The 12748-nt window shown below is 62.4% G+C and carries 11 protein-coding genes; 7 read left to right on the forward strand and 4 right to left on the reverse strand.

All coding sequences use genetic code 11. The annotated features are described in order from the left end of the window. Positions 1–23: 23 nt before the first annotated feature. Entirely contained in the window at positions 24–857 is an 834-nt protein-coding gene (locus AC3WTO_RS01135; protein ID WP_492460007.1) for a bifunctional allantoicase/(S)-ureidoglycine aminohydrolase, read from the reverse strand. A 24-nt stretch (positions 858–881) separates the two neighbouring features. Then, entirely contained in the window at positions 882–2315 is a 1434-nt protein-coding gene (puuE, locus tag AC3WTO_RS01140) for an allantoinase PuuE (RefSeq protein ID WP_492458840.1), read from the reverse strand. A 182-nt stretch (positions 2316–2497) separates the two neighbouring features. Between puuE and uraH the strand changes: the two genes are divergently transcribed. Genes uraH through xdhC form a run of 4 tightly spaced genes read left to right on the forward strand, consistent with a single transcriptional unit; the run spans position 2498 to position 7664 of the window. Next, positions 2498–2872 carry a hydroxyisourate hydrolase gene (uraH, locus tag AC3WTO_RS01145; RefSeq protein ID WP_492458841.1) on the forward strand — a complete coding sequence of 125 codons (375 nt, stop codon included), beginning with the start codon at positions 2498–2500 and terminating at the stop codon, positions 2870–2872. A gap of 3 nt (positions 2873–2875) precedes the next feature. Continuing rightward, the gene (gene xdhA, locus AC3WTO_RS01150; protein WP_492458842.1) at positions 2876–4357 is read left to right on the forward strand and encodes a xanthine dehydrogenase small subunit; all 1482 of its coding nucleotides are present in this window, start codon (positions 2876–2878) and stop codon (positions 4355–4357) included. 1 nt (position 4358) lies between these two features. Next, on the forward strand, positions 4359–6719 hold the full coding sequence (gene xdhB / locus AC3WTO_RS01155; protein WP_492458843.1) for a xanthine dehydrogenase molybdopterin binding subunit: 2361 nt from the start codon (positions 4359–4361) through the stop codon (positions 6717–6719). A gap of 60 nt (positions 6720–6779) precedes the next feature. After that, positions 6780–7664 (forward strand): xanthine dehydrogenase accessory protein XdhC, encoded by an 885-nt coding sequence (gene xdhC / locus AC3WTO_RS01160; protein ID WP_492458844.1) that lies wholly within the window; start codon positions 6780–6782, stop codon positions 7662–7664. A 128-nt stretch (positions 7665–7792) separates the two neighbouring features. Here xdhC and dps read toward each other — a convergent pair whose 3' ends face one another. Both dps and AC3WTO_RS01170 read right to left on the reverse strand, forming a co-directional pair. Then, complete coding sequence (dps, locus tag AC3WTO_RS01165; RefSeq protein WP_492458845.1) at positions 7793–8281, reverse strand: DNA starvation/stationary phase protection protein Dps; 489 nt, start codon at positions 8279–8281, stop codon at positions 7793–7795. A gap of 108 nt (positions 8282–8389) precedes the next feature. Continuing rightward, complete coding sequence (locus tag AC3WTO_RS01170; protein WP_492458846.1) at positions 8390–9310, reverse strand: LysR family transcriptional regulator; 921 nt, start codon at positions 9308–9310, stop codon at positions 8390–8392. A gap of 141 nt (positions 9311–9451) precedes the next feature. On the opposite strand from AC3WTO_RS01170, the gene AC3WTO_RS01175 reads away from it, so the two are divergent. From AC3WTO_RS01175 to AC3WTO_RS01185, 3 genes are all read left to right on the forward strand, one after another. Beyond that, entirely contained in the window at positions 9452–10675 is a 1224-nt protein-coding gene (locus AC3WTO_RS01175) for a urate hydroxylase PuuD (RefSeq protein ID WP_492458847.1), read from the forward strand. Between the two features lie 161 nt (positions 10676–10836). Continuing rightward, a complete protein-coding gene (gene guaD / locus AC3WTO_RS01180) occupies positions 10837–12159 on the forward strand; it encodes a guanine deaminase (protein WP_492458848.1) in 1323 nt (440 codons plus the stop codon). A gap of 61 nt (positions 12160–12220) precedes the next feature. Then, entirely contained in the window at positions 12221–12724 is a 504-nt protein-coding gene (locus AC3WTO_RS01185; protein ID WP_492458849.1) for a heme-degrading domain-containing protein, read from the forward strand. Positions 12725–12748: the final 24 nt, after the last annotated feature.

The following is a 12748-nucleotide window of genomic DNA, read 5'->3' on the forward strand; positions in this document are numbered from 1 at the left end:
GGGACGACAGCCGGATCCGGATGTTAGCGTCCGAAGCCGCCGAGCCTGGCGTGGCGGTTGACATCCTTGTAGAGCAGGTAGCGGAACCTGCCAGGCCCGCCTGCGTAGCAGGCCTGCGGGCAGAAGGCGCGCAGCCACATATAGTCGCCGGCCTGCACTTCCACCCAGTCCTGGTTGAGACGGTAGACCGCCTTGCCTTCCAGCACGTAGAGCCCGTGCTCCATCACATGCGTTTCCGGGAACGGGATGATGCCGCCCGGCTCGAACGTCACGATGGTGACGTGCATGTCGTGGCGCAGGTCCAGAGGATCGACGAAACGCGTCGTCGCCCAGCGGCCTTCGGTATCCGGCATGGGATTGGGAGCGATGTCGTTCTCGTTGGTGAAGATCGGCTCGGGCACATCAACGCCTTCCGCCTTTTCATAGGCCTTGCGGATCCAGTGGAAACGCGCGGTCGACTTGCCGTTGTTACGCAATGTCCATCCGCTCGACGGCGGCAGGAAGGCGTAGCCGCCCGGCTTCATTTCATGGTTCTTGCCGGCCAGCGTCACGGTGATCTCGCCTTCGACCACGAAAAGCACACCTTCGGCGCCGGTGTCGGGTTCGGGTTTGTCGCTGCCACCGCCGGGCTGAACTTCCATGATGTATTGCGAGAAGGTCTCGGCGAAACCTGATAGCGGGCGGGCGATGATCCACAGCCGCGTCTTGTCCCAGCCCGGCAGGTAGGAGGTGACGATGTCGCTGAATTCGCGTTTGGGGATGACCGCATAGGCTTCGGTGAACACCGCGCGGTCGGTGATCAGGTCAGTCTGCGGCGGCAGTCCGCCTTTCGGCGCGTAATAGGTGCGATCGGCCATCTTCATCATATCCATGGTTCAAACCTATGCGGGCAGTATGTCCTTGAGGCGCAACAGCGCGATGCGTTCGACCTGCTTGCAGGCGGTTTCGAATTCCTCACCGCGGCTGTTGCCGATACGGGTTTCGAATGCTGCCAGGATCTCGTCCTTGGTCTTGCCCTTCACCGCAATGATGAAGGGGAAGCCGAAAGTGGTGACGTAGGCGGCATTCAGCTTGGAGAACAATTCGCGTTCCGCGTCGGTCAGCGCGTCGAGCCCGGCCGAAGCCTGCTCCTTGGTTGAATCTTCGGTCAGCCGCCTGGCTAGCGCCAGTTTGCCGGCGAGGTCCGGGTGCGCGGTCAGCACGCCGAGACGTTCGGTCTCGGAAGCCGAGCGAAAGGCACGGCACAGCGCGTTGTGCAGACCGCCTGCGCTGTCATGCGCCGGTCCGAGTTCCAGTTCGAAGGCGCGTTCGGCGATCCATGGCGAATGTTCGAAGATGCCGCCGAAGCGCTGCACGAATTCCTGCTTGTCCATGCGCGATGGGCGCAGGGCGGCCGGCTCATAGGGATGATGGTCGCGCCAGTGATTGGCGATGTCGATGCGGCGCGGCAGCCACACCTTGTCGTGGCTCTTCACATAATCGATGAAGCGCTGCAGCGCGGCGGCACGTCCGGGCCGGCCGATCAGGCGGCAATGCAGGCCGATGCTCATCATGCCACCGCGTCCGGCCTTGCCCTCAGAATAAAGCGTGTCGAACGCATCCTTCAGATAGGCGAAGAACTGGTCGCCCGAATTGAAGCCCTGCGGGGTGGCGAAACGCATGTCATTGGCGTCGAGCGTGTAGGGGATCACCAACTGCGGCGCGATGGCGTTGCCATGTCCGTCATGGTCGAGCCAGTAGGGCAGGTCGTCGTCATAGGTGTCGGAAATCCAGGCAAAGCCGCCTTCCGCGGCTGCCAGCTTCACCGAATTCACCGAAGTGCGTCCGAGATAGAGACCGGTAGGGCGCTCGCCCACCACTTCCTTGTGCAGGCGGATCGCTTCGTCGAGGTCGCGCTTCTCGTCCGCTTCCTGGTGGTCACGGTAGTCTATCCATTTCAGGCCATGCGAGGCGATCTCCCAGCCGGCGGCATCCATGGCCGCGACATGGTCGGGCGAACGGGCGAGCGCGGAGGCGACACCATAGACTGTCACCGGCACGCCGGCCTCGGTGAACATGCGGTGCAGCCGCCAGAAGCCCGCGCGGGCGCCGTATTCGTAAATCGATTCCATGTTCCAGTGGCGCTTGCCGGGCCAGGGGGCCGCCCCCACCACCTCGGACAGGAAAGCCTCTGAGGCCGCATCGCCATGCAGGATGCAGTTCTCGCCACCTTCTTCATAGTTGACGACGAATTGCACGGCGACATGGGCGCCACCCGGCCATTTCGAGTCTGGCGGATTGGCTCCGTAACCGCGCATGTCCCGTACGTAACGCATCATTCCTCCCTGCCGGTTGCTCCGGAAGTGGCCCCAAGATATCCAAAGGTTTGGGCGGCCATTACCACGAAATTTTTGAAAGTGCTTTTTGGTACCGTCCGCTCGACCGGGGCTTATGCATCGCCTTTAATTGGCGCACAATTCATCACTATGTTCGATTGTACCGGAATGGGAGGCGGCAATTGGCGGAAACGTCGCACAACAATGGCGGGCGTCTGACGACGCATGTGCTAGACACGGCGACCGGCAAGCCGGCGGCCGGCCTGCTGGTCGATCTGTTTCGTCTCGACGGCGACACGCGCACGCATCTGAAGTCCGTGACCACCAACAATGACGGCCGCTGCGATGCGCCGCTTCTGGCCGGCGACGACTTCAAACTCGGCGAATATGAACTGGTCTTCTCGGCAGGCGACTATCTGCGTCGGTCCGGCGCCAAGCTGCCCGAGCCGGCATTTCTCGACATCGTGCCGATCCGTTTCGGCATGGCCGAGGCCAAGCATTATCATGTGCCGCTGTTGATCTCGCCCTACAGCTATTCGACCTACCGGGGAAGCTGAGCAATGGCCAAACTCAAGACCCGCGCCGAGCTGCGCTTCATCCTCAATGGCCGTGATGTCGCCTTGAGCGATGTTGCGCCCGACCATACCCTGCTCGACTGGCTGCGGCTTTCCCGCTCGCTGAAGGGCTCCAAGGAAGGCTGCGCCGAAGGCGACTGCGGTGCCTGCACCGTTCTGGTCGGCAAGCTGGTTGCCGGCAAGCTGGTCTATGAGAGTGTCAACGCGTGTATCCGCTTCATGGGCTCGCTCGATGCCACCCATGTCGTGACGATCGAACATCTCGCCGGCGCGGGCGACACGCTGCATCCGGTGCAGCAGGCGATGGTGGATTTCCACGGCTCGCAATGCGGCTTCTGCACACCCGGTTTCGTCATGTCGCTCTATGCGCTTTGGATGAAGTCGCCCGAGCCGTCAGACGCCGAGATCGAGAAGGCGCTGCAGGGCAATCTCTGCCGCTGCACTGGTTATGAGGCGATCATGCGCGCCGCGCGTGCCATTTCGAGCTACGGCAAGGCTGCGAAGGATCCGCTACAGGCCGAGCGCAAGGCCGTGATCATGCGCTTGACGGAGCTTCAGGACGGCTCTCGCGTCGAGGTCGGCGCTGGCAAAGACCGCTTCATCGTACCGGCTGACGTCGACGACTTCGCAAAGGTGCTGGAAGCAGAGCCGCAGGCCACGATCGTGGCAGGTTCGACCGATGTCGGCCTCTGGGTGACCAAGCATATGCGCGACATCTCGCCAGTCGTGTTCATCGCCGGGATCGAGGGCCTGCGCGCCATCTCCGAGGACAAGGGTGTCATCACGATCGGCGCCGGCGTCACCTACACCGAAGCCTTTTCCCTGCTCGCCAAGCGCATTCCGGCGCTCGGGCCACTCATTGACCGCATCGGCGGCCAGCAGGTCCGCAACATGGGCACAATCGGTGGCAACATAGCCAACGGCTCGCCCATCGGCGACACTCCGCCGCCGCTGATCGCGCTCGACGCCAAGCTCACCTTGCGCAAGGGCAAGAAGCGCCGCACCATTTCGCTTGAGAAGTTCTTCATCGCCTATGGCAAGCAAGATCGTCAGCCGGGCGAGTTCGTCGAGGCCGTGCATGTACCGATCCCGGAAAAGGGTGAAAAGTTCGCGGTCTACAAGATCACCAAGCGCCGCGATGAAGACATCACCGCCACGCTTGGTGCCTTCAGCCTGAAGCTTGCCAAGGACGGCACCGTCGCGTCGATCCGCATCGCCTATGGCGGCATGGCAGCGACGCCGAAGCGGGCGAGCGCCGTGGAGAAGGCGCTGGTCGGCAAGCCATGGACCGAAGCCACGGTGGAAGCGGCGATGGAGAAATACGCCGAAGATTTCGCGCCACTCACCGACATGCGCGCGACTGCCGAGTATCGGGCGCTGGCGGCAAGGAATCTTCTGTTGCGCTTCTACACCGAAACCACCGGCACCAGGGCGCCATTCCAGGTGTCGCGTTACGAGGCGGCGTGAGATGACCAAGCACACCCCAAATCTGAAGGCGCAGAAGATCGTCGGTGGTGTCCACACCGACCAGCGTCACGATTCCGCCCATAAGCACGTTGCCGGTACCGCGATCTATATCGACGACCTGCCGGAACCGGCAGGAACGCTGCATGTCGGCCTCGGCCTCTCCAATGTCACGCATGCCAAGATGAAGAAGGTCGATCTGTCGGCCGTGCGCGCCGCGCCCGGCGTGGTCGATGTGCTGACTTACAAGGATGTGCCTGGCGAGAACGATGTGTCGCCCAGCGGCATGCACGACGACCCGGTCTTTGCCGAAGACAGGGTGCAGTTTCACGGTCAGCCGATCTTCGCGGTCATCGCCGAGACCCGTGAGGCGGCACGCAGCGCCGCGCGCCTGGCCAAGGTCGAATACGAAGAGCTGCCGGCGATTCTCAACATCTGGGACCTCGATCCGTTGAAGGACAGGCAGGTGGTGACGCCGCTGACCTTGAAGCGCGGAGACCCGGACGCTGCGATCGCGGCAGCGCCGCGCCGCATCAAGAACCGTATGAAACTTGGCGGACAGGACCATTTCTACCTTGAGGGCCAGGTTTCGCTGGCGGTTCCGGGCGAGGATGACGAGGTGGTCGTTCACTGCTCCACCCAAGGGCCGAGTGAGACACAGCATCTCGTTGCGCATGTGCTCGGCGTGCCGAGCCACGCGGTCACCGTGGAAGTGCGGCGCATGGGCGGCGGCTTCGGCGGCAAGGAAACGCAGGCCAACCAGTGCGCGGCCATCGCTGCGATCGCCGCCAAGAAACACAAACGCGCGGTCAAGGTGCGCCTCGACCGCGATGAGGACATGACCGCCACCGGCAAACGGCACGACTTCGTCATCGACTACGACGTCGGCTTCGACGACGAGGGCAACATCCTCGGTGTCGACTTCATGTTCGCGCTCAATGCCGGCTTCTCGGCCGACCTGTCCGGTCCGGTCGGCGATCGCGCGCTGTTCCATTGCGACAACGCCTATTTCTATCCGAACGTGCACGCCAAATCGGCGCCGCTTTACACCAACACCGTGTCCAACACCGCCTTCCGCGGCTTTGGTGGCCCGCAGGGCATGGTCGGCGCCGAGCGGATCATCGAGGAGGTGGCGTTCGCCGTTGGCAAGGATCCGCTCGAGATCCGCAAGCTCAACTTCTATGACGCCATGGGAACGGCCGGCGAACGTAACGTCACGCCCTACCATCAGAAGGTCGAGGACAACATCATCCACCGTATCGTCGCGGAACTGGAGGCGAGCGCCGACTATGCCGGCCGCCGTCGCGAGATCGCCGCGTTCAACGCCAACAGCCGCTTCATCAAGCGCGGCATCGCGCTTACCCCGGTCAAGTTTGGCATATCGTTCACCAAGACCGAGTCCAACCAGGCCGGCGCGCTGGTTCACATCTACAATGACGGTTCGGTGCATATGAACCACGGCGGCACCGAGATGGGGCAAGGCTTGCATCTCAAGGTGGCGCAGGTGGTGGCCGAGGAGTTCCAGATCGATCTGGAGCGGGTGAAGATCACCGCGACGACCACGGCCAAGGTGCCCAACACCGCGCCGACGGCTGCATCCTCGGGCGCGGATCTCAACGGCATGGCTGCCCAGAACGCCGCCCGCCAGATCAAGGACCGGTTGATCGACTTCGCCGCGGAAAAATATTCCGTGCCGGCCGATCAGGTCGTGTTCCTGCCCAACCGGGTCCGCATCGGCAACCAGGAGATTTCGTTCAACGATCTGGTCAAGCAGGCTTATCTCAATCGCATCCAGCTTTCGGCGGCAGGGTATTACAAGACGCCGAAGATCCACTGGGATCGCGCCAAGGGCCGGGGCCATGCCTTTTATTATTATGCCTATGGTGCTGCCTGTTCGGAGGTCTCGATCGACACCCTGACCGGTGAATATGTCGTCGAGCGCACCGACATTCTGCACGACACCGGCCGCTCGCTAAACCGAGCGATCGATATCGGCCAGGTCGAAGGCGGCTTCGTCCAGGGTATGGGCTGGCTGACCACCGAGGAATTGTGGTGGGACGGTAAGGGGCGGCTGCGCACACACGCGCCATCGACCTACAAGATCCCGCTGGCGTCCGACCGGCCGAAGATCTTCAACGTCGCCCTGACCGACTGGTCGCAGGCCTATGAGCCGACGATCCACCGTTCCAAGGCGGTCGGCGAGCCGCCATTGCCGCTCGGCATTTCGGTGTTGCAGGCGCTATCCGATGCGGTGGCCAGCGTGGCCGATCACAAGATCAGCCCGCGCCTCGATGCACCGGCGACGCCGGAGCGGGTGCTGATGGCCGTCGAACGGCTGAAGAAGGAAGCGCGCGGTAAGGCGTAAGCCTGCCGAACGGGCAATTCGACGCGAAAAGTGTTATATTCCCAGGACGGGAATGCGATCATGACCTCGAAAGTGCAGGACCTGAAAGAATTCCTTGCCGGCTCCGGCCCGGTCGCGCTGGTCGAGGTGGCCGGCACGCGAGGGTCGACGCCGCGCGAGAAGGGCGCCTACATGCTGGTGTCGCCCATCGCGACCTATGGCACCATCGGTGGCGGCCAGCTCGAATACATGGCGATCGACAAGGCCCGGCAGATGTCGGGAGTGCTGCCATCGCGCAAGGGTGCGCAGCCGGCGGTTCAACGCATCGACGTACAGGAAGTCTGTGCGACGCTCGATGTGCCGCTGGGACCGGAGATCGGACAGTGCTGCGGCGGTCGCGTCGAAGTTCTGATCCGGCTGGTGGATGATGCGATGGCTACCGGATTGATCGCCTCGGCCGAGGCGGAAGAAGAACACTTGCCGCATCTCTACATCTTCGGCGGTGGCCATGTCGGCAAGGCGCTCGCTGCTTCGGTCTCGCTGTTGCCGATCCATGTGGTGGTCGTGGAAACGCGCGCCGAGGAACTTGAGGGCATCACCGAGACGGTCGAGACCAGGCTGACCGCGATGCCCGAGGAGATGGTCCGTCAGGCGCCGGCGGGCTCAGCTTTCGCCGTACTTACCCACGACCATGCGCTGGACTTCCTGATCGCCGCCGAAGCCTTGAAACGTGAGGATACCGCCTATGTCGGCATGATCGGCTCCAAGACCAAGAAGGCGACCTTCAGGAACTGGTTCCTGAAGACCGCCAACGGTTCGGAGATGGAATTCGAACGGCTTGTGTCGCCGATCGGTGGCGATTCCGTAAAAGACAAGCGCCCGCCGGTGATTGCTGCACTTGCCGCTTCCGAGATGATGACGGCGCTTGTCCGGCATCAGGTCAAGGTCGGCGCGGAAGCCGCCTGAGGCGTTACGCGCCTCTCATCTGGACGCCTCAATCGCCGGCGCGGCCCATCCGGGCCACTTGGCTGACGCGCCAACGGGCGCGGCGCGCGGTCGCGCGCTCCAACGGTCATTCTGAATGACCGTTGGGATCATTCTTTTTCCTGCGTGTGGGCTTCCAGGAACCACAGCGACTTGTCGAGCGCGCGCGAATAGGCGGTGAAGATGTCGGCCGTGTCGGCGTCGCCCGCCTCGTCGGCTTCATCGATCGCGGCGCGGGCGGACTTGGCCACGGCGGCATAGCGGTCGATCAATGCTGCCAGATGATCCTTGGTCTTGTGGATATCGGTCGGATAGGGCTTCAGCGTGGTCGCCTTGGTGACATCCTGCAAGGTGCCGTGCGCAGTCCCGCCGAGCTGCACCGCGCGTTCGGCGATGGTGTCGACATGGCCATCCAGTTCGGTGCGGAAGCCATCGAGCATTTCATGGATGGCGATGAACTGCGGACCTTTGACGTTCCAGTGTGCCTGCTTGGTGATGAGCGCGAGATCGATGGCTTCAGCGAGCCGCGCATTCAGGATGGCGATCGCGGTCGTGCGGGTGTTGGATTTCAAATCGTTCCGGGTCTGGATGTCGGCCATCGGGGTCTCCTGATTTCGTGGGGGCTTGCAGGCGGCTAGCGGCGGAGAAGTGACGCCTTCACGTGTCCTGCGCAAGCCGTAACGAACAGGCTGGCCCTATGGTTCCTGCTATTTTCCGGCCAGGAGGTCGCGGATCAGTTTCTGGCAGCGGTCGGCCATGAAATCGAGCAGCAGCCGCACCTTGGGATCCTGCAGTTTCTTGTGCGGATAGACGGCGGCGAACTGCACCGGTGTCGGTGGTGTTTTGGTCAGGATCACCTGCAGCCGCTTGTCGCGGATGTAGGGTTCAACCTCGAAACGCGGCTTGTTGATGATGCCGCGACCGGCCAGCGCCCATTCCGTCAACACATCGCCGTCGTCGCTGTCGAACGGGCCGTGCACCTCGAACTTCACCACGCCTTCCGGCGTCTGCAGCATCCAGAAGAATTCCCTGCTGCCGGGATAACGCAGCATCAGGCAGTCATGTTTCCTGCCGATGAGCTCGCTGCAATCGGTCGGTTCGCCGCGCGCCGCGAGATATTTCGGCGAAGCGACCAGCACGCGCTCGCACTCCATGATGCCGCGCATTCTCAGCGACGAATCCTCGATCACACCGAGCCGGAAAGCGACGTCGATGCCTTCCTTCAGGATGTCGACATTGTGGTCGGACAGGCGCAGGCGCACCTCGATATCGGGATAGGTGTCGTGGAAATCCGGAATACCGGAGGCGATCAGTCGGCGCCCGAGTCCGAGCGGAGCAGTAACGCGAATGGTACCGCGCGGCTGGCCCGACAGAGCGGCGACGGAGGCCTCTGCCTCGACGATGGCGTCCAGCACCTGCTTGGCACCGGAGTAGAAGACGGTGCCGTGCTCGGTCGGCATCAATTGCCGTGTCGTGCGGTTGAACAGGCGCACGCCGAGGTGCTTTTCGAGCTCCTTGATGCGGTTCGATGCCACCGCCGGTGAAATGCGCATGTCGCGTCCCGCCGCCGAAAGGTTGCCCAATTCGACGACGCGAACGAAGACGGCGATGTTGTCGAGGTAAGCCATTGTCCAGGACGTCCCCTCTGCGCCTGATTTTGATAGCAGGCTACTATTTTCCAATTTTTTTTGAAAGTCATCGTGTTGCCCGCCTCTTTCGATTTGCGCGGCAGTCCGTAATGTCGACTGATCGGCACGAAGGGGTGGAGCATGCTCGACTATGTGATTTTCTGGGATTGGATGGCATTCGCGGTGCGCTGGCTGCACGTCATCACCGGCATCGCCTGGATCGGCTCGTCCTTTTATTTCGTTGCGCTCGATCTTGGTCTGCGCCAGCGGCCAGGCCTGCCGGCTGGTGCCCATGGCGAGGAGTGGCAGGTCCACGGGGGCGGCTTCTACCACATCCAGAAATACCTGGTTGCGCCGGCCGAGATGCCGGAACACCTGACCTGGTTCAAATGGGAATCTTACGCGACATGGCTGTCCGGCTTCGCCATGCTGGCGATCGTCTATTATGCCGGTGCGGATCTTTTCCTGATCGACCGCAATGTGCTCGACGTGTCAGCGCCGGTCGCCATCCTGATTTCGCTCGGCTGCCTGATTTCCGGCTGGATCGTCTATGATCTGCTGTGCCGCTCGCCGCTCGGCAACCACGACACGCTGCTGATGCTGGTGCTCTACGCGATCCTGGTGTTCATGGCCTGGGGCCTGACGCATCTGTTCACTGGACGCGCCGCCTTCCTGCATCTCGGCGCCATCACCGCCACGATCATGTCGGCCAACGTCTTCATGATCATCATCCCGAACCAGAAGATCGTGGTTGCCGACCTGATTGCCGGTCGCAAGCCCGATCCGAAATACGGCAAGATCGCCAAGACCCGCTCGACGCACAACAACTACCTGACGCTGCCGGTGTTGTTCCTGATGCTGTCGAACCACTATCCGCTGGCGTTCGGCACCCAGTTCAACTGGATCATCGCCTCGCTGGTGTTCCTGATCGGCGTGCTGATCCGCCACTTCTTCAACACCCAGCATGCCCGCAAGGGCAATCCGACCTGGACCTGGCTGGCCGCTGCCATCCTGTTCGTCATCATCATGTGGCTGTCGACCGTGCCGAAGGTGCTGACAGGCGAGCAGAAGGTCTCGTCGGCGGCGGAGATCTACACTACCTCCACGCATTTCCCGGCAGCGCGCGACGCCGTTCTCGGCCGCTGCTCCATGTGCCACACCCAGGAGCCGGTCTATGAAGGCATCTATCACGCGCCCAAGGGGGTGATCCTGGACAGCGACGCGACGATTGCCGAACACGCCCGCGAGATCTATCTGCAGGCCGGCCGCAGCCATGCGATGCCGCCCGGCAACGTCACCCAGATCACCGACCAGGAGCGCGCGCTGCTGGTCACCTGGTTCGAAGAAGCGGCCAAGAAGAAATAGGCATCGTCCGCACCCGGAAGCGGTGCAGATCGATCCGTTTCGCTGACATCTCAGCCTCGGACAAACTGCGGGGTGAGCTCGGGCAGCAAGACCATCTCCTCGTTCGGAGCGGAGATGTCTGCGAAGCGGATGGCGAAGTGAAATTGGATACGGAAGCCGAAATGACCACAACACTCCTGCGCGGCCGCACACTGTCCTTCCTGCGCTGGCCGGAAACGATCGATGATCGCGCTGCTTACGCCTATGAGGAGGACGGCGCCGTTCTCGTTGCCAACGGCAAGATCGTCGCCTCGGGCTCTTATGCAGAAGTTTCGGCTCGCGCCGGTGCCAGCGCGCGCGTGATCGATCATCGCCCGCACCTGCTGTTGCCCGGTTTCATCGACGCGCATGTCCACATGCCGCAGATGCAGATCATCGCGAGCTATGGCGCCGAACTGCTCGACTGGCTCAACACCTACACATTCCCGGAAGAGTCGAAATTCGAGAACGCACAGCATGGCCGGCGCATTTCCCGGCTGTTCCTCGACGAGATGATCCGCCAGGGCACCACGACGGTGGCTGCCTATTGCTCGGTGCACAAGCAGTCGGCGGAAGCCTTTTTCGCGGAAGCCTATGATCGCGACATGCTGGTCATTGCCGGCAAGGTGATGATGGACCGCAACGCGCTGGAAGCGGTGCACGATACGCCGCAATCGAGCTATGACGATACCAAGGCGTTGATCACGGCCTGGCACGGCAAGGGCCGTGGCCTCTATGCGATCACGCCGCGCTTCGCCATCACCTCCACGCCGGAGCAGATGGAAATGGCGCAGGTGCTCGCCCGCGAGCATCCTGACCTGCATATTCAGACCCACCTTTCCGAAAACCACGCCGAGATCGCCTTCACCCAGGAGCTTTATCCCTGGTCGAAGGATTACACCCACGTCTACGAACATTATGGCCTGATGGGCCCGAAGACCCTGCTTGGCCACTGCATCCATCTTTCCGAGCGCGAGGCCGATGTGCTCTCGGATACGGGCGCGGTCGCCGTCTTCTGTCCGACTTCCAACCTTTTCCTCGGTTCCGGCCTGTTCGCCTATCAGGGCTATCGGAGGCGCGAGAAGCCGCTGCGCATTGCGACGGCGACCGATGTCGGCGGCGGCACCAACTATTCGATGCTGCGTACCATGGACGAGGCCTACAAGATCATTGCTCTGCAGGGCGAAAAGCTCAATCCGTTCCAGTCGTTCTGGCAGGTCACGCGCGGCAATGCCGAGGCGCTGTCGGTGGCCGACCGCGTAGGCACGCTGGATGCGGGAACCGATGCCGACATCGTCGTGCTCGACAGCCGGGCGACGCCGCTGCTGCAGGTGCGTTCGGAGCGCGTCAATTCGCTGGCGGAGGAACTGTTCCTGCTGCAGACGGTCGGCGACGACCGTGTCGTGCGCGAGGTTTATGTCGCCGGCAAGCCGGCCAAGAGTGACCTTATCATGGCGAATTCCTGATCCGCCCTTGACCCTAGGACAGATTGCCGTAAACGCGAAAGGACGTCTTCTGGGAGGAAGCATGGCCGCGAGCGAGGATATCGAGACGATCAAGCGTCAGGAGGCGGCGCTGGTCTTCGAACGCTTCGATGAGGCTGTCGCCTTCGAGATCGGCAGCGCGATCCGCGAGCGGGCGCTGAAGCAAGACCTGCCGATCATCGTCGACATCCGCACCTTCGACCGGCCGCTGTTTTATGCCGCCATGCCAGGCTCCAACGCGTCCAATCCCGATTGGGCGCGGCGCAAGATCAATGTGGTGAAGCGCTATCTGCGCAGCACCTATCGTCTGGTGCTGGAGCAGCAACGCCCGGACCGTACCTTCAAGGTCGGCGAGGGGCTGGATGTCTCTGAATATGTGCTCGCCGGCGGCGGCTTTCCCGTCACCGTCAAAGGCGCCGGCGTCATCGGCGTGATCGCCGTTTCCGGATTGCCGGAGCGGGAGGACCACAATGTCGTGGTCGACGCCTTGTGCGCGCATCTCGGCGCAAACCGCGCCGAGCTAGCCCTGCCATTATCCGGTGACTGACCTCTCTATCCGCCGCTAAACAAA

The organism is Mesorhizobium sp. EU05-FHT14A09 (genome assembly GCF_058790995.1).

Coding starts and splice junctions, on each gene's coding strand:
- AC3WTO_RS01135 (WP_492460007.1), bottom strand. CDS start 857: ATGGCCGATCGCACCTATTACGCGCCGAAAGGCGGACTGCCGCCGCAG.
- puuE (WP_492458840.1), bottom strand. CDS start 2,315: ATGCGTTACGTACGGGACATGCGCGGTTACGGAGCCAATCCGCCAGAC.
- xdhA (WP_492458842.1), top strand. CDS start 2,876: ATGGCCAAACTCAAGACCCGCGCCGAGCTGCGCTTCATCCTCAATGGC.
- xdhB (WP_492458843.1), top strand. CDS start 4,359: ATGACCAAGCACACCCCAAATCTGAAGGCGCAGAAGATCGTCGGTGGT.
- xdhC (WP_492458844.1), top strand. CDS start 6,780: ATGACCTCGAAAGTGCAGGACCTGAAAGAATTCCTTGCCGGCTCCGGC.
- dps (WP_492458845.1), bottom strand. CDS start 8,281: ATGGCCGACATCCAGACCCGGAACGATTTGAAATCCAACACCCGCACG.
- AC3WTO_RS01170 (WP_492458846.1), bottom strand. CDS start 9,310: ATGGCTTACCTCGACAACATCGCCGTCTTCGTTCGCGTCGTCGAATTG.
- AC3WTO_RS01175 (WP_492458847.1), top strand. CDS start 9,452: ATGCTCGACTATGTGATTTTCTGGGATTGGATGGCATTCGCGGTGCGC.
- guaD (WP_492458848.1), top strand. CDS start 10,837: ATGACCACAACACTCCTGCGCGGCCGCACACTGTCCTTCCTGCGCTGG.
- AC3WTO_RS01185 (WP_492458849.1), top strand. CDS start 12,221: ATGGCCGCGAGCGAGGATATCGAGACGATCAAGCGTCAGGAGGCGGCG.